Raw genomic sequence first — 21,863 nt, 5'->3', positions numbered from 1 at the left:
CGAGTTGGCCGAGAAGCGCAGCCGTACTTACGGTACGGCGAGCATCGCAGGCCGACTCCGCGACGCGCAGTAGGTTTGTCGAGGTTCCCTCATGCAGCCTCGTTGCGGTAGTTGTCGACCATGCGGTAGCGGGTGGCGTACCAGCCGAACACCAGCGCGGCAAGGAGGGCGAAGGCGGCGAAGAAATACATCTGGAAGGCCATCACGCCCAGGCCGGTGCTGGCGATGTGGCCCAGCACGGCCTCGTTCTTGACGCTGGCGTTCACGATCAGCACCCACAGGCTGCCGACCGTCACCGCCAGCGACCAGAAGGCCATGATCACGCCCTTCATCGATGCCGGGGCCTGGCTGTAGGCGAATTCGAGGCCGGTGGCGGACACCAGCACCTCGCCCAGGGTCAGCAGGGCGTAGGGCAGGATCTGCCAGGCCATCGAGACCGGCGTGCCGCCGTCCATCACCACCTGGATGGTGCCGATCGCCACCCAGGACAGCGCCGACAGGGCGATGCCGGCGGTCATGCGGCGCAGCGCGGTCGGCTCCCAGCCCAGGCGGCGCAGGGCGGGAAACACGACCAGGTTGTTGAACGGGATGAGCAGCATCACCAGCAGCGGATTCAGGGCCTGCATCTGCGCCGGCTCGAAGCGGAATTCGCTGCCGAACAGCGACAGGGTCGGACGCATCATCGAATTCGCCTGCACGATCCAGGTCGACGCTTTCTGGTCGAACAGGGACCAGAACGGCGTCACCAGCGCGAACACGATCAGGATGCGCAGCACGCCGCGCACGCCGTCGACCGCTTCATCCGGATGCAGGCCGCGCGCCCGCTCCAGCTGCAGCGCCACGCCGATGCCGCCGAAGGCCAGCAGCAGCACCAGGGCCGTGCAGGCGGCGATCACGAAGCCCCAGCTGGGCGTCATCGCCAGCGAGGCGAGCGCGCCGATGGCGCCGACCGATGCCACGGCCAGGCCCGGCCGGCCGGCGCCGCCGCGTTTCGCCAGCAGGGCGGTGCGCGCGACGTTCATGAAGGAATGCGGATTGGCGGGGCTCGGCGGCACGTGCACGTACTTCCTGCGGCCGCTCCAGAACACCAGGGTGGCGATGGCCATCAGGATGCCGGGAATGCCGAAGGCCACGGCCGCGCCGTAGTCGCGCAGGAAGATGGGCATCAGCAGCGAGGCGAAGAAGGAGCCGAAGTTGATGATCCAGTAAAAGGCATCGAACACCACCTTCGCCTTGTCCTTGTTGGTGTGGTCGAATTGGTCGCCGACGAAGGAAGACACCAGCGGCTTGATGCCGCCCGAGCCGAGCGCGATCAGGAACAGGCCGAGGTAGAAGCCCTGGACGTTGCTCTCGAACGCGGCCAGGCAGGCGTGGCCGGCGCAGTAGACGAGGCTGAGCCAGAGCACCGTGTTGTACTTGCCGAAGAAGCGGTCGGCCAGCCAGCCGCCCAGCAGCGGGAAGAAGTAGACGCCGATGACGAAGGTGTGGAACACATGCTTGGCCTCGCCCGCGCGCTCGGCCTCGGGCAGGAACAGCAGCAGCGAGGAAATCAGGAAGGGCGTCAGGATGTTGCGCATCCCGTAGAAGCTGAAGCGTTCGCAGCCCTCGTTGGCGATGATGAAGGGGATCTGGCGCGGCATGCGGCCGGTTTTTACAGGGGGCGGGTTCTGGGTCATCGGCGTCTCCTTTTATTTGAACGTCATTCCCGCGAAGGCGGGAATCCAAGTTGTACGCGTCCCGGCGGCTCAACAAACTTGGGTTCCCGCCTTCGCGGGAACGACGATGAGTGATGCGATGCTATTCAACCCACTCTATCTTGGCAACAAGAACTTGTTCGGCAAGCACGTCACCCTAACATCGAATCTGTAGTTTGACTACTACACCGCCATATATTCTTCAGTCAACATTTTTATAAGACACTGATTTTCAAGGATATTTACGATAATTCATCATTTTCCGGCAGATTGTCAGCCCAGTATCGATGCTGTATATTGCCTAAAAATTTACTAACCGGACATCATCATGAGCACTCCCGACGCGAACAATCCGTGGTGGAAAGAAGCCATCATTTACCAGGTCTATCCGCGCAGCTATCTCGACACCAATGGCGACGGCGTCGGCGACCTGCCGGGCATTACGGCCAGGCTCGATTACATCGCCAGCCTGGGCGTCGACATCGTCTGGCTGTCGCCCTTCTTCAAGTCGCCGCAGAAGGACTTCGGCTACGACATCGCGGACTACTGCGACGTCGACCCGATGTTCGGCACCCTGGCCGACTTCGACGCGCTGGTCGCCAAGGCCCACAACCTGGGCCTGAAGATCATGATCGACCAGGTGATGTCGCACACCGCCGATACCCACCCGTGGTTCGTCGAAAGCCGCGCCAGCCGCGACAATCCGAAGTCCGACTGGTATGTGTGGGCCGACCCGCTCCCGGACGGCAATCCGCCGAATAACTGGCTGTCGGTGTTCGGCGGCTCGGCGTGGCAGTGGGATACCCGCCGCAAGCAGTACTACATGCATAACTTCCTGGTCAGCCAGCCGCAACTCAACTTCCACAATCCGGACGTGCAGCAGGCCCACCTGGACGCACAGCGTTTCTGGCTCGAGCGCGGCGTCGACGGCGTGCGCATGGATGCCTGCGTGTTCCACTTCCACGACCGCCAGCTGCGCAGCAACCCGCCGGCGCTGGTGCGCGACACCTCGACCGTCACCGACGTGAACCCCTACGGCATGCAGGCGCACATCTATGACAAGACCCAGCCGGAGAACATCGCCTTCCTGCAGCGCGTGCGTGCGCAGCTCAATGAATTCGGCGCGGTGTCGATCGGCGAAGTGAGCTCCGACGATGCGCTCGAACAGATGGCCGAGTACACCGAAGGCGGCGACAAGCTGCACATGGCCTACAGCTTCAACCTGCTGACGCCGGTGTTCACGGCGGCGCACATTCGCCAGCAGGTCGAGGAATTCAATGCGCGCGTGAAGGATGGCTGGGCTTCCTGGTCGGTCGGCAACCACGATGCGATCCGCGTGGCCACGCGCTGGGCGCGCGGGGAAATCACGCCCGCCCTGTCGAAGCTGGTGCTGGCCATCCAGCTGTCGCTGAAGGGCACTCCCTGCCTGTACCAGGGCGACGAACTGGCGCTGCCGGAAGCGGACGTCCCTTACGAGCTGCTGCAGGACCCCTACGGCATCACCTTCTGGCCCGAGTTCAAGGGCCGCGACGGCTGCCGCACGCCGATGCCGTGGACCGCGCTTGACGCAAACGGCGGCTTCACGACCGGCAAGCCGTGGCTGCCGGTGCCGGCCGAGCACCTGGCCCTGGCGGCGGACCTGCAGGACAAGGATCCGCAGTCGATGCTGAACTTCCAGCGCGCCATCATCCACTGGCGCCGCACGCTGCCGCAGCTCACGCGCGGCGACATCGTGTTCTTCGACGTGCCGGAACAGGCGCTGGCGCTGCGCCGCGACCTGCCGGGCCACCCGTCGGTGCTGGCCGTGTTCAACACCACCGGCCAGCCGCTGAACTTCGACTGGCCGGAAGCGGCCGGCGCAAGCAGGCTGAATGGCCACGGCATGCCGGGCGAGGTCGGCGGTACCACCGTCACCCTGCCGCCCTACGGCGCCTGGTTCGGCACCGTGGCCGGGAAGGGCTGAGGTATGCAGGAGCAGCCGGACCATGTCCGTACCGCCTTCGCCGACGGCCCGCGCCTGCTGGCCGACATCGGCGCGACGCACGCGCGTTTCGCCCTGCAGGTCGCGCCGGGCACCTACCGGAAGGTAGCAGTGCTGAAATGCGACGAGTTCGACGGCATCGTTCCGCTGCTGCGCTTCTACCTGTCCGAACATGAGGACGTGCGCCTGAACCACGCGGCGCTGGCGCTGGCCAACCCGGTGGACGGCGACTACGTGCGCATGACCAACCGGCCCTGGGCCTTCTCGACCGACGAGGTGCGGCGCGAGCTGGGCCTGACGACCCTCCTGATCGTCAACGACTTCACGGCGCTGGCGATGGCGATCCCGGGCCTGAAGCCGGAAGACCTGATGCAGGTCGGACCGGGCAAGCCGGCGCCGCATGCGGTGCTGGGCGTGCTCGGGCCGGGCACGGGCCTGGGCGTGTCGGGCGGGATCCCGACCGTGGACGGCTTCGTCACCCTCGGCAGCGAGGGCGGCCACGTGAACTTCGCGCCCGGCGACGAGCGCGAATTCGCGATCCTGAAGACCGCCTGGCGCGAGTGGAGCCACGTGTCGAACGAGCGCCTGATCTCCGGCCCCGGCATGGAAATCATCTACCGCGCGCTGGCCGAGCGCAATGGCGTGGATGCGCGCCCGCGCGACTCCGCCGCCATCATCGCCGCCGCGCTGGACGAGAAGGACGCGCTGTGCCTGGAAGTGCTGGAATGCTTCTGCGGCATGCTGGGCGCCGCCGCGGCCAACCTGGCCGTGACCCTGGGCGCCTTCGGCGGCATCTTCATCGGCGGCGGCATCGTGCCACGCCTGGGCGAGTGGTTCCGGACGTCGCCGTTCCGCGCCCGCTTCGAGGCCAAGGGACGCTTTTCGGGCTATATCGCCGACATCCCGACCTACGTCATCGCCACCCCCCACGTGGCCTTCGACGGCGTGGCCAACATCCTGTCCGAGCACCTGCGCGGGCGCAGCGGCGACAACACGCTGATGGACCGCATCCGCCAGCTGCAGCCGGAACTGACCCCGGCCGAACAGCGCGTGGCCAGCCTGGTGCTGGAGCAGCCGCGCCTGGTGCTGAACGAGCCGATCGCCGGGATCGCGAAGCTGGCCGACGTCAGCCAGCCGACCGTGATCCGCTTCTGCCGCTCGCTGGGCTTCCTCGGCCTGGCCGATTTCAAGCTGAAGTTCGCCAGTTCCTTGACCGGCGCGATCCCGGTGCGCCACAGCCAGGTGCGCCACAGCGACAGCACGCATGACCTGTCCGCAAAAGTGATCGACAACACCGTGTCGGCGATCCTGAAATTCCGCGACCAGCTCGACGTGCGCGCGATCGACCGCGCGATCGAACTGGTGAGCCGCGCCAAGCGCATCGAGTTTTATGCGATGGGCAATGCGCGCGTGGTGGCGCTGGACGGCCAGCACAAGTTCTTCCGCTTCCGCATCCCGACCGCGCTGTACGGCGACTCGCACCTGTTCAGCCTTGCCGCGGACTTGCTGGGGCCGGGCGACGTGGTGGTGGCGATTTCGAATTCCGGGCGCCTGCCCGAGCTGCTGGGCGCCGTCGACAAGGCGCGCGCCGCCGGCGCCGACGTGATCGCGATCAGCAGCAGCCAGTCGCCGCTGGCCCGCCGCGCCAGCGTGCTGCTGGCGGTCGACCACGCCGAGGACAACACCAGCTTCCTGTCGATGATCTCGCGCGTGCTGCAGCTGCTCCTGATCGACATCATGGCGGTGGGCGTGTCGGTGGACGTGCACCATGCGCGCCCATCGTCTTCGTTATCATCGCCGACGCAGGCCCTCATTTCGCACCTTGATAGCTGAGTTCCGGTAGCGGGCCGGTCATTTGCTTTTGTGATGGCCGGCATCAGAACATGTCATTGGACGACATATCAGCAGCTCTTTAACATGGTCACCAATCCAAACATTCTTCGAAAGGTGAATCATGTCCAACCAGTCCAGCGCAGTCGCACAACTGCAATCGATGTCGTCCCCGGCCCTCGTCCAGCCGGGCCGCGGTTTCTGGCGCAGCCTGTTCGATGCGTGGGTGCAGTCGTACGCTAATCGTATCGACCCGGAAGGTAATGTTCTGATCGAGCTCTGAGTCAGCCTGAAGACCGTCGTCCCCGCGGAGGCGGGGACCCAAGTTGCACGCGTTACGATAGCGCCAGTAGAACTTGGATCCCCGCCTGCGCGGGGACGACGTTTTAAGGCACGTGTCCTCGTTTTAAGGTACGTGTCTTCGCTTTAAAGTACGTGTCCTCGTTTTAAGGCACGTGCCCTGTTCCAGGCCTAGTACTTAATCTTCCAGCACCACCACCGCCCGAAAATCATTCACATTGGTGAGCGTCGGCCCGGTCACCACCGCATCCCCCAGCGCCCCGAAGAAGCCGTGTCCGTCGTTGTCCTGCAAGGCATCGGCCGGCTTGATCCCCAGCGCCCAGGCGCGCGCCAGCGTGTCCGGCGCCAGCACCGCGCCCGCGATTTCCTCCTGGCCGTCGACGCCGTCCGTATCCCCGGCCAGCGCGTGAATCCCGGCCCGTCCTTCCAGCGCCAGTCCCAGCGACAGCAGGAATTCGACATTCCGTCCGCCGCGGCCCTGGCCGCGCACGGTCACGGTGGTTTCGCCGCCGGACAGCATCACGCAGGGGCGCGCGAAGGGCTGGCCGTGGTCGGCCACCTGGCGCGCCATGCCCGCCATCGCCTTGCCGACGTCGCGCGCCTCGCCCTCGATCGCGTTGCCGAGGATGTAAGGCGTGATGCCGGCGTCGACCGCGACGGCAGCCGCGGCTTCCAGCGCCATCTGCGGCGTCGCGATCATCCTGGTTTCGCAACGTTCCAGGCGCGCATCGCCCGGCTTGACCGATTCGCCACGCCCGCTCTCCAGCACCTCGCGCACCGCGGCCGGCAGGGCGATGCCATAGCGGCGCACGATCGCCAGCGCGTCCGCGCAGGTGGTCGGATCGCCGACGGTCGGGCCGGAAGCGATGTCGCAGGGGTGGTCGCCGGGCACGTCGGAGATCAGCAGCGTGACCACGCGCGCCGGATGGCAGGCTGCGGCCAGGCGTCCGCCCTTGATCGCAGAGAGATGGCGCCGCAAGCAGTTCATTTCGCTGATGGTGGCGCCGGAAGCGAGCAGGGCGCGGTTGACCGCCTGCTTGTCTTCCAGCGTGATGCCGTCCAGCGGCAGCGGCAGCAGGGACGAGCCGCCGCCCGAGATCAGGCAGATCACGGTATCGTCCGGGCCGAGACCCTGGACCAGGTCCATCATGCGGCGCGCCGCATCCAGGCCGGCCTGGTCCGGCACCGGGTGCGCGGCCTCGACGATCTCGATGCGCTGGCAGGGCACCGCATAGCCGTAGCGCGTGACGACCAGGCCGGACAGCGGACCGGCCCAGTTTTTCTCGAGCGCGCGCGCCATCGCGCTCGACGCCTTGCCGGCCCCGATCACGATGGTCCTGCCCGCGCCCTGCGAGGGCAGGTGCGGCGGGATGCAATGTTCGGGCTGGGCGGATGCGATCGCCGCCTCGAACATCTTCACCAGCAGCTGGCGTGGGCTTGAAAGCGGCGGAGTCATTTTTGCTGCTGGCCGATTTCGAAGTTCGCCATCTTTTCCAGCGCGCGCACCATGGCCGAGTGGTCCCAGCCGCCGCCGCCGTGGGCCGCGCAGCTGTTGAACAGCTCCTGGGCGGTGGCGGTGTTCGGCAGCGAGACGCCGACCGCGCGCGCGCTCGACAGCGCCAGGTTCAGGTCCTTCTGGTGCAGCTCGATGCGGAAGCCCGGATCGAAGGTGCGCTTGACCATGCGCTCGCCATGCACCTCCAGGATGCGCGAGGCCGCGAAGCCGCCCATCAGCGCCTGGCGCACCTTGGCCGGATCGGCGCCCATCTTCGATGCGAACAGCAGGGCTTCGCCGACCGCCTCGATGTTCAGCGCGACGATGATCTGGTTGGCGACCTTGCAGGTCTGGCCGGCGCCGTTCTCGCCCACCAGGGTGATGTTCTTGCCCATTAGTTCGAACAACGGCTTGACGCGGTCGAACGCGGCTTCCGAGCCGCCGGCCATGATGGTCAGGCTGGCCGCCTTGGCGCCGACTTCGCCGCCGGATACCGGGGCGTCCACGTATTCGCAGCCCAGCGCCTTGATGCGCTCGGCGAAGACCTTGGTCTCGACCGGCGAGATCGAGCTCATGTCGACCACCACCTTGCCCGGCGTGAGGCCGGCGGCCACGCCGTTCTCGCCGAACAGGGCGTCCGCCACGTGCGGGGTGTCCGGGACCATGGTGATGATCACGTCCGCGTTCTGCGCCACTTCCTTGCTGGAGGCGCAGGCCTTGCCTCCGGCTTCGACCAGCGCGCCCGGCACGCTGCCGTGGGTGTACAGGAAGACCTCATGGCCGGCCTTGATCAGGTGGCCCGCCATCGGGTTGCCCATGATGCCCAGGCCGATGAATCCGATTTTGCTCATTGTGTTTCTCCGTGATTTTTACAAAGCGTACTTGTCGCGCAGCGCCTGGGTGGCGGCGCGGAACAGGCCCTGGTCGCTGCCGACGGCGACCATGGTCGCCCCCATTTCGATGTAGCGGCGCGCGTCGTTCTCGGCGGGCGCGAGGATCCCGACCGGCACGCCGGTGGCCTTGGCGGCGGCGAACACGCGCTGCATCGCTTCCTGCACTTCCGGGTGGTTGGCGTTGCCGAGGTAGCCGTAACCGGCCGCGAGGTCGGAAGGGCCGATGAAGACGCAGTCGACGCCGTCCACCGCGCAGATGGCTTCGATGTTGGCGACCGCGGTGCGGCTCTCGATCTGCAGGGCCACCGTGATGTGGCGGTTGCTGACCTGGTGGTAGTCGGGGATGGTGCCGAAGCGGTTGCCGCGCATCGACACCGAGACGCCGCGCACGCCTTCCGGCGCATAGCGGGTCGCGGCGACGGCCTGGGCTGCCTCGTCGGCGTTCTCGACGAAGGGGATCAGGAAGTTGTAGAAGCCGGCGTCGAGCAGGCGCTTGATCTGCACCGTGTCGTTCGACTGCGGGCGCACTACCGGCGCGCTCGGGCTGTCCTTCAGCGCCATCAGCTGCAGGATGAAGCTGTTCAGGTCATTCGGCGAATGCTCACCGTCGAGCAGCAGCCAGTCGAAACCGGCCAGGCCGAGGATCTCGGTGGTGAAGGGATTGGCCAGCGAAGACCAGCAGCCGATCAGCTGCTTGCCCTCACGCAGGTCCTGCTTGAAGCGGTTCGGGATGCCGCTGTAGGGAGTGGTGTAGCTCATGATGGTCTTCTGTCAGCGATAGGAATCAGCGCACCAGGCAGGGGCGCTTGTTGTCGAAGGTCCAGTTCGGAACCAGGAATTGCATCGCGGCGGCGTCGTCGCGCGCGCCCAGGCCCATGTTCTTGTAGGCTTGATGGGCTTTGTCGAGTTCATCGAGATCGATCTCGATGCCCAGGCCAGGCCTAGACGGGATGCGGATCATGCCGCCCTCGATCTTCAGCGGGTCCCTGGTCAGGCGCTGGCCGTCCTGCCAGATCCAGTGGGTGTCGATCGCGGTCACCTTGCCCGGGGCGGCGGCGCCGACGTGGGTGAACATGGCCAGCGAGATGTCGAAGTGGTTGTTCGAGTGCGAGCCCCAGGTCAGGCCGAACATCTCGCACAGCTGGGCCACGCGCACCGAACCCTGCATGGTCCAGAAGTGCGGGTCGGCCAGAGGGATGTCGACCGACTGCAGCTGGATCGAGTGGGCCATCTGGCGCCAGTCGGTGGCGATCATGTTGGTCGCGGTCGGCAGGCCGGTGGCGCGGCGGAACTCGGCCATCACTTCGCGGCCGGAGAAGCCGTTCTCGGCGCCGCACGGGTCTTCGGCATAAGCCAGCACGCCGTGCTTGTCGCGGCACACGCGGATCGCTTCCTGCAGCGACCAGGCGCCGTTCGGGTCGAGCGTGATGCGGGCATCCGGGAAGCGCTCGTGCATGGCGACGATGGCTTCCATCTCTTCGTCGGCGGACAGCACGCCGCCTTTCAGCTTGAAGTCGTTGAAGCCGTAGCGTTCACGGGCCGCTTCGCACAGGCGCACCACGGCTTCCGGCGTGAGCGCTTCTTCGTTACGCAGGCGGAACCAGGCGTTGCCGGCGTCCGGCTCGCTGCGGTAGTCCAGGTTGGTCTTCCTGCGGTCTCCGACATAAAAGAGGTAGCCCAGCATCTCGACGGCATCGCGCTGCATGCCTTCGCCGAGCAGGCTTGCCACGGGAACGTTCATGAACTGGCCCAGCAGGTCGAGCAGGGCCGATTCCACCGCGGTGACGGCGTGGATGGTGGTGCGCAGGTCGAAGGTCTGGTTGCCGCGGCCGCCCGCATCGCGGTCGGCGAAGGCCTTGCGCATCGCATTCAGGATGTTGTTGTACTCGCCCAGCGTCTTGCCGACGATGAGCGGCTTTGCATCCTCGATGGTCTGGCGGATCTTCTCGCCGCCGGGCACTTCGCCCAGGCCGGTGTTGCCGGCGCTGTCGGACAGCAGGACGATGTTGCGGGTGAACCAGGGGCCGTGTGCGCCGCTCAGGTTCAGCAGCATGCTGTCCTGGCCGGCCACGGGGACGACCCGCAGGTCGGTGATGACGGGAGCGCCCGAAACGTAGGTAGTCATGTTGTCCTTCCTCGATAAATCTTGGATGATGTTTATTTCGCGATCAGCGATTTCTTCAGGCTGACGCGCTTGATGTCGCCGACGATGAACAGGTAGCAGGCGATCGCCAGCGCCGCGTTCGCGCCGACGAAGACCAGCGCGCCGGCGAAGGAGCCGGTGCCCTGCACGATGTAGCCGATGACGATCGGGGTGGTGATGCCGGCGGTGTTGCCGAAGGTGTTGAACAGGGCGCCCGACAGGCCGCCGGCTTCTTTCGGCGAGGTGTCCGACACGACCGCCCAGCCCAGCGCGCCGACGCCCTTGCCGAAGAAGGCCAGCGACATCACGGCGATGACCAGCGTGTCGGTCTCGATATAGTTACAGGCGATCATGCTCATCGACATCAGCATGCCCAGCACGATCGGCAGCTTGCGCGATACCGACAGCGAGTAGCCGCGCTTGGCCAGGCGGTCGGACAGCCAGCCGCCGGTCACGCCGCCGATGAAGCCCGCGATCGCCGGCAGCGAAGCCACGAAGCCGGCCTTCAGGATGGTCATGTGGCGCTCCTGCACCAGGTAGACCGGGAACCAGGTCAGGAAGAAGTAGGTCAGCGTCGTGATGCAGTACTGGCCGATGTACACGCCCAGCAGCATGCGGTTGCCCAGCAGTTCCTTGATGGCGGCGAAGGTGTTGACCTGGGCCGGGGCCTTCTGCGCGCCGTCGAGGTCGACCAGCGCGCCGCCTTCCTGGATGTATTTCAGTTCGCTCGGGCTGACCGAGGGGTGGTCCTTCGGTGCGTAGATGACCTTGAGCCAGACGAAGGCCATGACGATGCCCAGCGCGCCCATCACGTAGAACACGCTGTGCCAGCCGTAGGAATGCACCAGCCAGCCCATGATCGGCGCGAACAGCACGGTGGCGAAATACTGCGCCGAGTTGAAGATGGCGGCGGCCAGGCCCCGTTCGTTGGTCGGGAACCAGCTTGATGCGATCCGGCTGTTGCCCGGGAAGGAGGGCGCTTCGGCGGCACCGACCAGCAGGCGCAGGGTGAACAGCATGGCCACCGCGGCGCCACCGGCGACGAAACCTGCGGCGCCGGTCAGCATGGTGAACACCGACCACAGGAAGATGCTGAAGAAGTAGGTGATTTTCGAACCGAAGCGGTCGAGCAGCCAGCCGCCCGGCAGCTGGGCGATGACGTAGGACCACGCGAAGGCCGAGAACACGAAGCCCATCTGGACCGCATCCAGGCCGAGCTCCTTCTTGATGCCCGGGGCCGCGATCGAAATCGTGGCGCGGTCGGCGTAGTTGATGGTGGTGATCACGAACAGCATTGCGAGGATCATCCAGCGGGTACGGGTCTGCACCTTGGCCGCTGCGGCGGTCCTGATGGCTTGTGCTTGTTCCACAAGTGTCTCCTAGTGTCGTTGTATCGCCCCCGCCGGCGGCAGGGGTCCGATTCGATTTATGTTTTTATGACACCAATCTTAGAGCGGCAATCATGCTCAAACAAACCAATGAGTGTTTGGATCGATTCAAGAATTGGATCGCTGGCTGCGTACGAAGGCTGGCAGGATGTCGCGCCGGAAGATATCGAGGATGGGGTTGCCGTTGTCGCGGCGGTAGGCGCAGATGGTCTGCACTGGCTCGGGCGGGTCGGTCTGCATCGTGCGCAGCACCACGCCGCGCAGCTGCAGGCGCGCGGCCGCGGTGGGAATCAGGGCCACGCCCACGCCCGAGCTGACCAGGGCCAGCATGGTGTGGATCTGGCCGATGTGCTCGACCACGTCGGGCGTCACGCCGGCCGCGTCGAAGCAGTTGTTCAGCAGCTGGTAGAAGTAGCGCGCCTCGTAGGGCGAATACATGAGGAAGGGCTTGCCGTGCACGCAGTCCAGCGTGGGGCGCTCGGGCCAGTCGGCCGCTTCGCGCTCGGGAATCGCCAGCATCAGCGGCTCGGTGGCCATCAGCACGGTCTCGAGCTCGCCGTGGCGCGCGTGCGGGCGCATCAGGCCGATGTCGAGCTGGCCGCTGTCGAGCCCTTCCAGCTGGGAGGTGGTGACCAGTTCCTTCAGGGTCAGCGAGATGCCGGGCGCGCGTTCGCGCAGGCGCCGCACCAGGTCGGGCAGCAGGCCGTAGCCGAAGGCGGCGGTAAAGCCGATCGCCAGCCCGCCCTGTTCGCCCTTGGCGACCCGGCGCGCCGTGACCACCGCCTCATCGGCCATGCGCAGGATGCGCGCGGCTTCGGGAAAGAAGGCCTTGCCGGCCGCCGTCAGGCGCACGCCGCGGCTGCTGCGGTCCAGCAGCCGGGTGCCGACGTGATGTTCGAGCAGCTGGATCTGCCGGCTCAGCGGCGGCTGCGTCATGTTCAGGCGCTCGGCGGCGCGCCCGAAATGCAGTTCTTCCGCCACGGCGACGAAGCAGCGGACCTGGCTGATCTCGAACATCCTTTCTCCTTGTTAGAACACGTGGCGGATACCCAGGTTGTAGCCGGTGTTGCCGGTGCCCGATTCCGTATTGTTGGCGACAGTGTAGCCTGCGCCGTTCTGGTTGCGGATATGGCCGTACGCCGCGTACAGGCCGGTGCGCTTGGACAGCCCGTACAGGTAGCCGATGCCCCAGGCGTTGGCATCCTGGTTGAAGCTGGTGCGGTCGTCCTTGTGCTGGACCGAGGCCATCAGCGTGCCCGGGCCGATCGGCGCGGACAGGCCCAGCAGGATCGAGCGGCCATCCGTCGACGGGGTCGGCTTGACGCCGCCGTAGGGGTTGTTGTTATTGCCCAGCGTGGCGGCGTTGAAGCCCTTGTCGATGCCGTAGGCGAAGCGCAGCGAGGCCACCGGGAACTGCCAGGCCGCGGTCAAGAGGGTGTTGCGGCCCAGCGAGCGGCTGACGAAGGGAGCGCTGGCGGTGGCGGCGACGTCGGTGTTCTTGCTGTTGTAGGCCAGGCGCAGGGCCAGCGGGCCGTTGGCGTAGCCGACCGCGCCGCCGAACTGGCGGCCGGTCGAGGCATCGGGCTGCTCGCCGAAGGCATAGGCCAGTTCGCCGTCGAAGCCGTTCACCTTCGGCGATTTATAGGTGATGGTGTTGCTGGTGCGGACGTTCGAGCCGTTGTCCGGGAACAGGTTCTTCGAGGTGCCCGCATAGCCGGTGCCGAAGGGGTCGACCGCGGCCAAGGCCGTGTGCCAGGGCGTGTACTGGCGGCCCAGCGCGACCTGGCCGGCGCCGCTCTTCAGGCCGACGAAGGCCTGGCGGTTGAAGATGGTGCCGGCGGCGTCGACCTCGCCGGTGTCGATCTTGGTGCCGGTTTCGAGCGTGAAGAAGGCAGACAGGCCGCCGCCCAAATCTTCCGTTCCGCGGAAGCCGATGCGCGAGGCCGAGGCTGCGCCGCTGGTGATCCTGGTGGACGGGCTGGCCACGCCGCCATGTTCGCCGACGATGGCGGCGTCGACGATGCCGTAGATGGTCACGTTGGTCTGGGCCTGGGCCGAGCTTGTGCTCAAGCCCGCGGCTGCCATGCCGATCATCAGTGCTGCTGCTTTCTTCATGCTGCTGTCTCCTTGTGGTTGTTGTAGGGGGCGTACGCCGGCCACGCCGGCTTCTCGCATGGAGAGGCCGGACGCGGCAGGTGCCTGGATGAAAACGGGACTCACGGGTGACCGCTAGGTCAACGGGGCCGGATTGAACAGCGCCAGCGCGTTATGCAGGCGCCAGTGCTCCGCCCAGGTCTTCTTGCGGCCGCTGGCGACGTCGAGGATGAAGTGGAACAGTTCCCAGCCGACGTCGGGAATGGTCGCCTCGCCGGTGGCGATGCGGCCGGCGTTGATGTCCATGAGGTCGTGCCAGCGGCGCGCCAGGTCGTCGCGCGTGGCGACCTTCACCACCGGCACCGCGGCCAGGCCGTAGGGCGTGCCGCGGCCGGTGGTGAACACGTGCACGTTCATGCCGGCGGCCAGCTGCAGCGTCCCGCAGATGAAATCGCTGGCCGGCGTGGCGGCGTAGATCAGGCCTTTCTGCTGCAGCTTCTCGCCCGGCGACAGCACGCCGGCGATGGGCGCGGTGCCCGACTTGATGATCGAGCCCATCGCCTTTTCGGTGATGTTGGCCAGGCCGCCCTTCTTGTTGCCGGGCGTGGTGTTGGCGCTGCGGTCGACGCCGCCGCGTTTGAGGTATTCGTCGTACCAGGCCATCTCGCGGATCATGGCCTGGGCCACGTCTTCGTCGACGGCGCGCGCGGTCAGCTGGTCGATGCCGTCGCGGACTTCCGTCACTTCCGAGAACATCACGGCGGCGCCGGCGCGCACCAGCAGGTCGCTGGCGAAGCCGACCGCCGGGTTCGCGGTCACGCCCGAGAAGGCATCGCTGCCGCCGCACTGCACGCCGACGACCAGGTCGGACGCCGGGCAGGTCTCGCGGCGGCGCGCGTCCAGTTCCATCAGGTGCCGCTCGGCGGTGTCCATGATGTTCTCGATCATGGAGCCGAAACCGACGTGGGCGTTATCCTGCAGGCAGACGTGGTCGGGACCGGCGACGTCCTTGATCGGCATTGCCCCCGCCGGGAACAGGCGCCCCGGCTGCAGTTTTTCGCAGCCCAGGCTGACCAGCATGGCGCGGCCGCCGAAGTTCGGGTTCTTCGCGATGTTGCGCAGCGTGCGGATCGGGATCTCGGCGCCCGGCGCCTCGATCGCCACGCCGCAGCCGTAGGTGTGGTCGAGGCTGACGACGTCGTCGACGTTCGGGTACTTGGGCAGCAGTTCGCTCTTGATGCGCTTGACGGCGAAATCGACCACGCCGGAGACGCATTGCACGGTGGTGCTGATGGCGAGGATGTTGCGGGTGCCGACCGAACCGTCCGGGTTGCGGTAGCCTTCGAAGGTGTAGCCGTCCAGCGGCGGCAGGGGAGCGGGGCGGATCGTGGCGATCGGGAGGTTGTCGAGTTCGCGGGCCGGCGGCATGCCGACCAGGGATTCTTCGATCCACTGGCCCGGTTCGATGTCGCGCAGCGCATGGCCGATGACGACGTTGTAGCGCAGGATCGCTTCGCCTTGCGCGATGGGCCGCAGCGCCACCTTGTGCCCTTGCGGGACCTTGTCTTTCAATACCAGGCCGTCGGGGAAGACGGTGCCGGCCGGCAGTCCGCCATCGTTGGCGACGATGGCGACGTTATCGTTGTCGTGCATCCGGATGCTGCGTGGCACTCCGGTGGAATCTGACCGCATGTTTGCCTCCGTGCTTGTGTTGCTCTGTATAAGGTCAGTTGTCTGACGTCTTACAAGCTGAGGGCCAGTATAATCAGGCATTCCTGAAATAGCAATCGCCATGACGCCATCTGCCACGCCCCGAAAGCACCGCAACCTCGCCCAGCTCGTGGTGGAGCAGCTGACCGAGCACATCCGTCATGGCGAGTTGCAGCCCGGCGACAAACTGCCGACCGAAACCGAAATCATGGTGGAGCAGGGCGTCAGCCGCAGCGTGGTGCGCGAGGCGATTTCGCGCCTGCAGGCGGCCGGCCTGGTCGAGACCCGGCACGGGATCGGTACTTTCGTGCTGCCGCCGCCGGCCGTGATGGGAATCGATCCGGCCACCGTGACCACGGTGCGCGACGTGATCGCCCTGCTGGAGCTGCGGATCGGCCTGGAAACCGAGGCGGCCGGGCTGGCGGCGGCGCGCCGCACCGAGGCCCAGCTGGCGGAAGTGCGCGCCGCGCTGGCGGCCTTGCAGCAGGCCGCGCGCAGGGGCGAGGATACCGTCGAGCTGGACCAGCGCTTCCACCTGGCGATCGCCGAGGCGTCCGGCAACGAATACTTCCGCGCCATCCTGCAGCACCTGGGCGCGAACATCATCCCGCGCGCGCGCATCAACTCGGCGCGGCTGACCCATGCCGACCCCGCGGCCTACATGGAGCAGGTCGGGCGCGAGCACGAACAGCTGGTCGACGCGATCGCGCGCGGCGATGCCGAATCGGCCCGGGCCGCGATGCGCCTGCATATCGGTAACAGCCGGGAGCGGCTGCGCAAGGCACAGGAAGCGCTGGAGGCAGCGCAAGGGCTGGAAACAGCATAGACGTAAGATGTCCGATGTCTTTTCGAATTGATTTTGGGTCGATCTGGCAACAGTTTCCTGCTTGCCAATAGAGTAACAACCCCCGTACACTGGATTTTTCTGAACGGGAGGAAACTCATGAAGTTCGCAGTCCACGCCATGCTGGGTCTTTCGCTCGCCTTCGCCGCCCCGGCATTTGCCGCCAACACGGCGCCCACCGCGGCGGCTGCCGTACCGAACGCCGCACACGTCAAGGCCGTGCAGGACCTGCTAGGCGCGATGCAGGCAGAAAACGTCCTGCGCGGCGTCGCCGCCCGCAGCCGGTATTCGAGCGACGCGCAGCGCAAGGAAGTGTTCGCCAAGATCGGCAAGACGCCGCCCGCAGAGATCTACCAGCGCCTGGCGCCGCCGCTGGCGCGCACCATTTCCGCCGATACCGCGGCCGAGATGACCCGCTTCTACCAGACCCCCTACGGCAAGAAGGTGATCCACGACAGGTACAACAGCGCCGGCGGCATCATCATGCCGGGCGCGGTGCCGGTCGTTCCGCCGGAAGAAAAAAAGGAGCGCAAGCGGGCCGCTTATGTGAAGGCGAGCAAGGAGCTTGCGGATGCGCAGCCAGCGGTCGAGCATGAGGCTTTTGTGCTGCTGCAGCAGATTAACAAGGAAAAGCGATAAGGGCTGCTGGCCGATGCCAGTCAAAGACATCCAATGACCATAGTCGATTCCCTGTTATCCACTGCGTATGAGGACACACAGCTGCTCACTAAACTGGACGGGGAAGGTGACAAATTCTCGATCGCCCGTGACGTCGACTTTGTCCTGACAACACAAGAGCATGGCAAAGCAGAGATCGTGGCTTCATTCGCTGCCGACAACCGCTATGGCGTTTCGAGAATCGAGGAAGCTGACGAAGGCTACCGGGTGATCATTACGGTCCATATGCCGATCACCCAGCACGTGCTGTGCTCTGTATCCGGCCTGATGATGTGCCTGGCTCGGCTGTTCTCCCTCGACTACGACGGTTGGGGATGCGTCGTTCAGCGGCAAACCGCATGACCAGGCCTGATCCATTGATGATCGACTGCGGCGACTGGACACGCTAACTCCGCGCAATCCGGGCTTCATGTAAGACTGCTTTGGTCCGCGATACCTGTTTCTCCAATTTCAGGCACTCTTATGGTTTCAACATAAAACGGAGATGACCATGCCCCTGCCACCAGAGTTCGATACGCCCCAATTTGCCAAGGGACTGGAAGTCCGCCGCGAAGTGCTCGGCGCGGAATACGTCGACAAATCGGTCAACGAAGTCGAGGATTTCATGAAGCCGATGCAGAAAATGACCACGGAATGGTGCTGGGGCGAGGTCTGGACCCGGCCCCAGCTCGACCGCCGCACGCGCAGCATGCTGAACCTGGCGATGCTGACCGCGCTGAACCGTCCGAACGAGGTGCGCCTTCACGTGCGCGGCGCCCTGAACAACGGCGTGTCGATCGCGGAAATCCAGGAAGTCCTGCTGCAGGCCTGCATCTATTGCGGCGTGCCCGCCGCGCTCGACAGCTTCAAGATCGCCCATGAAGTGATCAAGCAGGTCGAGGCGGAGAAGGCCGCCCCTTGAGTCACTTTTCCATATCCGGCAGCAGCGCCGCCAGGATGCCCAAGAGCGGCAGGAAGGAGGCGATGCGGTACACCTGCTCGATGCCCGCCACGTCGGCGATGTGGCCCATCGCGGCGGCGCCGATGCCGCTGATGCCGAACATCAGGCCGAAGAAGATCCCGGCGATCATGCCGACCTTGCCCGGCACCAGTTCCTGGGCGAACACCACGATGGCCGAGAAGGCCGAGGACATCACCAGGCCGATCACCACCGACAGCACGCCGGTCCAGAACAGGCTGGCGTAGGGCAGGGCCAGCGTGAACGGGGCCGCGCCCAGGATCGAGACCCAGATCACGCGCTTGCGGCCGATGCGGTCGCCGATCGGGCCGCCGGCGAAGGTGCCGACCGCCACCGAGGCGAGGAACAGGAACAGATACATCTGCGCGGTGCCGACCGGCACATGGAATTTTTCGATCAGGAAGAAGGTGTAGTAGCTCGACAGGCTGGACATGTAGATGTACTTCGAGAACACCAGCATCGCCAGCACCGCCAGCGCCTGGATCACGCGCTTGCGCGGCAGCGATGCACCGGCGCGCGCGGCCGCCTTCTTCGGCGCGTTCTTCAGGTGGCTGCCGTACCAGCGGCTCACGCCCACCAGCACCAGCACCGCCAGCACGACCAGCACCGCGCACCAGGCGAACCTGCCGTGGCCGCTGCCGACCAGGATCGCGGCCGCCAGCAGCGGGCCGAGCGCCGAGCCGAGGTTGCCGCCGACCTGGAACAGCGACTGGGCGAAGCCGAAGCGCCCGCCCGAGGCCAGGCGCGCCACCCGCGATGCCTCCGGGTGGAAGGTCGAGGAGCCGACGCCGATCATGCCGGCGCCCAGCAGCAGCATGCCGAAGCTGCCGGCCATCGACAGCAGCGCCACGCCGAGCAGGGTCATGCACATCCCCATCGGCAGCAGGAAGGGAATCGGGTGCTTGTCGGTGTACAGGCCGATCCAGGGCTGCAGCAGCGAGGCCGTGCACTGGAAGGTCAGGGTAATCAGGCCCACCTGCGCGAAGCTGAGCGCGAATTCCTGCTTGAGCAGCGGGTAGATCGCCGGCAGCGAAGCCTGCACGCAGTCGTTCAGCAGGTGCACGAAGGCGACGGAAAACAGGATCTGCAGCACAGTGCCGGAGCGTGCGGCTTGAACGGTGGTCGAGGCGGTGGGCGTGGTCATGGCGATGGATGATCGGGAGAGCATGCCAGTGTAATATGTGCGATCCGAACGCATATTCCATGTTTCGTCGCCCAAGTGACACTCACGCCATCGCCCCGCTATCGCCAGAGATTCAGCTCGCTGCCGCGCAGCGTGACCGCGGTGCCGTCCGATGGCCGGCGCGGCGACATGATCGAAGCCCACAGCCATCCTTGGGTGCAGCTGCTGTACGCCAGCGATGGCCTGATGCGCGTGCGCACGGAACACGGTGTCTGGATCATCCCGCCGCGCCGCGCGCTGCTGATCGCACCCGGCGTGCTGCACGAACTGACCATGCTCAGCCACGTCAACCTGCGCACCCTCTACATCGACGCGGAGGCTGCCGCCGGCCTGGTCGAGGATTGCCGGGTGCTGGAAGTGAGCCCATTGCTGCGCGAGCTGATCCTGGCGCTGGCGCAGGAGCCGGTCGACTATCCGCCCGATGGCCGCGGCGGCGACCTGGCGCGCCTGATCCTGTCCGAACTGGCGGCGATGGAGACGGTGCCGATCGCCGTGCCCTGGCCGCGCGACCGCCGCCTGCAGGCGCTGTGCGCGGAGATCATGGCGCGTCCGGGCAGCCCGCGCCGGCTGGACGACCTGGCGCTGGACGCCGGCGCCAGCGCGCGCACCCTGATCCGGCTGTTCCCGAAGGAGACCGGCCTGCATTACCGCCAGTGGGTGCAGCAGGTGCACCTGGCGCATGCCTTCGAAATGCTGGCGAGAGGGGAGGGCGTCGGCGCGATCGCGCGTGCGCTGGGCTATGCGAGCCCGAGCGCATTCACGAGCATGTTCAGGAGACTGCTGGGCAGGACGCCCCAGCATTACCTCGCCGAGTGGCGGGGAGGAACGGTGCCGCCGGCCGGGGGAGGAGTGGCGCCGCAGCATCTGCATGCTGCGGCACCTCGCGGCCAGCGGCGCTGACTACGATAAGCGCATCAAGTCGAAGGGAACTTGCGCCGGATCAATGTTAATTCGCTTTTAATTCGACGTGCCGGATATTGCGGCGCCATTCGGACAGCGATTGCAGGGTATCGGTTTCCCCGTCCTCGACCAGGATGTCGTCGCCGCTCTTCGCGACCAGGAAGCTGGCGCGGCGGTGCACGTTCTGCTTGCGGTTCTCGACGAAGCTGAGCTGGTAATAGGCCTTGCCGTCGATGACGCGCGGCGTCGGATCGTCTTCGATCACGGCGCCGTGCGCCTTGCCGTGCGAGCTCTTCTCGATCTCCTCCGACCACATCCTGATCTCCGGCAGCGCCATCAGTTCGGCGATGGCCTGGTCGCGCGTGCGCGCGGGCGCGGCGGGCGCCTCGGCGACGACGGGCTTGGGAGGCGGGGGCGCCTCGCGCTTGCAGGCGGCAAGGGCGCACAGGACCAGGGCGGCGGCGCCGAACAGGCGGGCGGGAAGGGGATATGGGTTTGGCATGGGGGATTCCGTTGTTATCCGGACATACTAAACCACCGCCTTGTTACGGACAATATATCGCTAGAACACGTCGAGCATCGGGAAGGCGGGCTGCGCCCGGATGCAATCCCACAGGTAGATGGCAAAGCCCAGGTCTCCGGTCCACAGGGAGTAGCGCGCCCGGCCATAGTGGGCGGCATCGCGCTGCACCTGGCCGATGCCGTGCATGGCAAAGGCGCGCGCGCGCTCGAGCCAGCGTGGGTCGCCCGTGCGCCGGTACAGCACCAGCAGGGCATAGCCGTTCCCGCCGGTGCCGTGGCACAGGTTCGATCCCTTGGCCAGCGGGCCGCCCTCCCAGACGGTCTCGCCCGCCGCAACCAGCAGGTCGTCGAGCTCCTCGCCGGGAAAGCCGGCCAGGCAGATGACGAAGCCCGGCGCGCCGTGGCAGAACTGCAGCAGCTTCTTGTCCGCTTCCCTTTGGCTGCCGAACAGCTGCGGGCGCCAGTTGGCCTGCTCGCCCTCCACGTCGGCGGTGCGGCGCACCGTGTTGGCGATGCACTGCTGCCACTCGTCCCAGCGCCCGGCGCCGAGCAGGTGGCGTCCGCGGATCAGCGGCACGGCCGCGGCGACGAAGCCGTGGACCGCGTCGAGGTAGGTCGAGCGGCGCCCGTACAGTTCCTGGGTCCAGTAGGCGCAGCCGTGTTGCTCCGACCATTCGAGCCGCTTCCAGAGCGTGTCGGCAGTGGCGCGGTACAGCGCGGCCAAGCACGCGTCGCCCGTCCGCTCCCACAGGAACAGGGCGGCGAGCAGGGTGCCCGGTGCGCCCCACATCAGCTCGCGCGCCGGATGGTCCGCATTGCCGGCGATGAGGTCGCGCAGCGCCTGCGCCTGCCGCGCCTCGTGCGTTCGTGCCAGGGCCATCATCGCGATCGGCGTGTCGCCCATCAGCCAGGAGGCGCGTTCCCGGTCCAGCCCCTGGCCAGCGAGCCAGTCCCGGTTGCGCGCGAGCAGGCGATCGCATCCGGGCAGGTCGTCGCGCGACAGCCGGGCCGCGCCGCAGGCCTGCAGATAGCCCAGGGCCCAGGCCACGCCGGCGGCGCCGTGGTACATCGGGGTCTCGACCAGGTCGGGGCCGTCGCCTTCGCGGTCCAGCGGATGCAGGGGCCAGTAGCGTTCCGGGTCGAAATGCGCCTCGGCGTCCGCGACGATGCCTTCGATGGCGCGCCTGGCATGGTCTTCGTCCCACGGGCGCGGGATCAGCGCTTCGTGCCTGGCGGGATCGTAAAGCATG

General features: G+C 66.4%; 20 protein-coding genes. 8 read left to right on the top strand and 12 right to left on the bottom strand.

Going from position 1 to position 21,863, the window contains the following annotated elements:
• Positions 1 to 89: 89 nt before the first annotated feature.
• Positions 90 to 1,640 (bottom strand): POT-type proton-dependent oligopeptide transporter, encoded by a 1,551-nt coding sequence (locus tag AC3A6M_RS01275; protein ID WP_487851216.1) that lies wholly within the window; start codon positions 1,638 to 1,640, stop codon positions 90 to 92.
• A gap of 382 nt (positions 1,641 to 2,022) precedes the next feature.
• Here AC3A6M_RS01275 and AC3A6M_RS01270 point away from each other — a divergent pair, with 382 nt between their 5' ends.
• From AC3A6M_RS01270 to AC3A6M_RS01260, 3 genes are all read left to right on the top strand, one after another.
• Positions 2,023 to 3,657: an alpha-amylase family glycosyl hydrolase gene (locus AC3A6M_RS01270; RefSeq protein WP_487850942.1), complete on the top strand. Its 1,635-nt coding sequence runs from the start codon at positions 2,023 to 2,025 to the stop codon at positions 3,655 to 3,657.
• Positions 3,658 to 3,660: 3 nt separating this feature from the next.
• On the top strand, positions 3,661 to 5,508 hold the full coding sequence (gene glk, locus AC3A6M_RS01265; protein ID WP_487850941.1) for a glucokinase: 1,848 nt from the start codon (positions 3,661 to 3,663) through the stop codon (positions 5,506 to 5,508).
• Positions 5,509 to 5,629: 121 nt separating this feature from the next.
• Positions 5,630 to 5,788: a hypothetical protein gene (locus AC3A6M_RS01260; RefSeq protein ID WP_487850940.1), complete on the top strand. Its 159-nt coding sequence runs from the start codon at positions 5,630 to 5,632 to the stop codon at positions 5,786 to 5,788.
• 195 nt (positions 5,789 to 5,983) lie between these two features.
• On the opposite strand, the gene AC3A6M_RS01255 is transcribed toward AC3A6M_RS01260, so the two are convergent.
• The 8 genes from AC3A6M_RS01255 to garD all read right to left on the bottom strand — a co-directional run bounded on the left by AC3A6M_RS01255 (position 5,984) and on the right by garD (position 15,510).
• Entirely contained in the window at positions 5,984 to 7,261 is a 1,278-nt protein-coding gene (locus tag AC3A6M_RS01255) for a glycerate kinase type-2 family protein (RefSeq protein ID WP_487850939.1), read from the bottom strand.
• Positions 7,258 to 8,151, bottom strand: coding sequence for a 2-hydroxy-3-oxopropionate reductase (gene glxR, locus AC3A6M_RS01250; RefSeq protein WP_487850938.1), 894 nt, complete (start codon positions 8,149 to 8,151; stop codon positions 7,258 to 7,260). The genes AC3A6M_RS01255 and glxR overlap by 4 nt, the downstream gene beginning before the upstream one ends.
• Before the next feature lie 18 nt (positions 8,152 to 8,169).
• Positions 8,170 to 8,952 (bottom strand): 2-dehydro-3-deoxyglucarate aldolase, encoded by a 783-nt coding sequence (gene garL / locus AC3A6M_RS01245; RefSeq protein WP_487850937.1) that lies wholly within the window; start codon positions 8,950 to 8,952, stop codon positions 8,170 to 8,172.
• Positions 8,953 to 8,977: 25 nt separating this feature from the next.
• On the bottom strand, positions 8,978 to 10,318 hold the full coding sequence (gene gudD, locus AC3A6M_RS01240; RefSeq protein ID WP_487850936.1) for a glucarate dehydratase: 1,341 nt from the start codon (positions 10,316 to 10,318) through the stop codon (positions 8,978 to 8,980).
• Positions 10,319 to 10,350: 32 nt separating this feature from the next.
• Positions 10,351 to 11,643, bottom strand: coding sequence for an MFS transporter (locus AC3A6M_RS01235; RefSeq protein WP_487851215.1), 1,293 nt, complete (start codon positions 11,641 to 11,643; stop codon positions 10,351 to 10,353).
• 189 nt (positions 11,644 to 11,832) lie between these two features.
• The gene (locus AC3A6M_RS01230) at positions 11,833 to 12,741 is read right to left on the bottom strand and encodes a LysR family transcriptional regulator (protein WP_487850935.1); all 909 of its coding nucleotides are present in this window, start codon (positions 12,739 to 12,741) and stop codon (positions 11,833 to 11,835) included.
• Between the two features lie 12 nt (positions 12,742 to 12,753).
• Positions 12,754 to 13,839 (bottom strand): porin, encoded by a 1,086-nt coding sequence (locus AC3A6M_RS01225; RefSeq protein WP_487850934.1) that lies wholly within the window; start codon positions 13,837 to 13,839, stop codon positions 12,754 to 12,756.
• Between the two features lie 114 nt (positions 13,840 to 13,953).
• Positions 13,954 to 15,510: a galactarate dehydratase gene (gene garD / locus AC3A6M_RS01220; protein WP_487850933.1), complete on the bottom strand. Its 1,557-nt coding sequence runs from the start codon at positions 15,508 to 15,510 to the stop codon at positions 13,954 to 13,956.
• 88 nt (positions 15,511 to 15,598) lie between these two features.
• On the opposite strand from garD, the gene AC3A6M_RS01215 reads away from it, so the two are divergent.
• From AC3A6M_RS01215 to AC3A6M_RS01200, 4 genes are all read left to right on the top strand, one after another.
• Positions 15,599 to 16,354 carry a FadR/GntR family transcriptional regulator gene (locus AC3A6M_RS01215; protein WP_487851214.1) on the top strand — a complete coding sequence of 252 codons (756 nt, stop codon included), beginning with the start codon at positions 15,599 to 15,601 and terminating at the stop codon, positions 16,352 to 16,354.
• Between the two features lie 117 nt (positions 16,355 to 16,471).
• Entirely contained in the window at positions 16,472 to 17,011 is a 540-nt protein-coding gene (locus tag AC3A6M_RS01210; RefSeq protein ID WP_487850932.1) for a hypothetical protein, read from the top strand.
• A gap of 33 nt (positions 17,012 to 17,044) precedes the next feature.
• Positions 17,045 to 17,392, top strand: coding sequence for a ribonuclease E inhibitor RraB (locus AC3A6M_RS01205; protein WP_487850931.1), 348 nt, complete (start codon positions 17,045 to 17,047; stop codon positions 17,390 to 17,392).
• 148 nt (positions 17,393 to 17,540) lie between these two features.
• On the top strand, positions 17,541 to 17,951 hold the full coding sequence (locus tag AC3A6M_RS01200) for a carboxymuconolactone decarboxylase family protein (protein ID WP_487850930.1): 411 nt from the start codon (positions 17,541 to 17,543) through the stop codon (positions 17,949 to 17,951).
• Position 17,952: 1 nt separating this feature from the next.
• On the opposite strand, the gene AC3A6M_RS01195 is transcribed toward AC3A6M_RS01200, so the two are convergent.
• Complete coding sequence (locus AC3A6M_RS01195) at positions 17,953 to 19,152, bottom strand: MFS transporter (RefSeq protein ID WP_487850929.1); 1,200 nt, start codon at positions 19,150 to 19,152, stop codon at positions 17,953 to 17,955.
• A gap of 75 nt (positions 19,153 to 19,227) precedes the next feature.
• Here AC3A6M_RS01195 and AC3A6M_RS01190 point away from each other — a divergent pair, with 75 nt between their 5' ends.
• Entirely contained in the window at positions 19,228 to 20,091 is an 864-nt protein-coding gene (locus AC3A6M_RS01190; protein ID WP_487850928.1) for an AraC family transcriptional regulator, read from the top strand.
• Between the two features lie 46 nt (positions 20,092 to 20,137).
• On the opposite strand, the gene AC3A6M_RS01185 is transcribed toward AC3A6M_RS01190, so the two are convergent.
• Positions 20,138 to 20,593: a hypothetical protein gene (locus AC3A6M_RS01185; protein WP_487850927.1), complete on the bottom strand. Its 456-nt coding sequence runs from the start codon at positions 20,591 to 20,593 to the stop codon at positions 20,138 to 20,140.
• Between the two features lie 60 nt (positions 20,594 to 20,653).
• Positions 20,654 to 21,862, bottom strand: coding sequence for a lanthionine synthetase C family protein (locus AC3A6M_RS01180; protein WP_487850926.1), 1,209 nt, complete (start codon positions 21,860 to 21,862; stop codon positions 20,654 to 20,656).
• Position 21,863 lies beyond the last annotated feature (1 nt).

It is taken from the genome of Telluria sp. Soil_C_11, from assembly GCF_057657395.1.
Note: the sequence above shows the minus strand (reverse complement) of the source record. Positions and strands in the feature narration are given on the sequence as shown.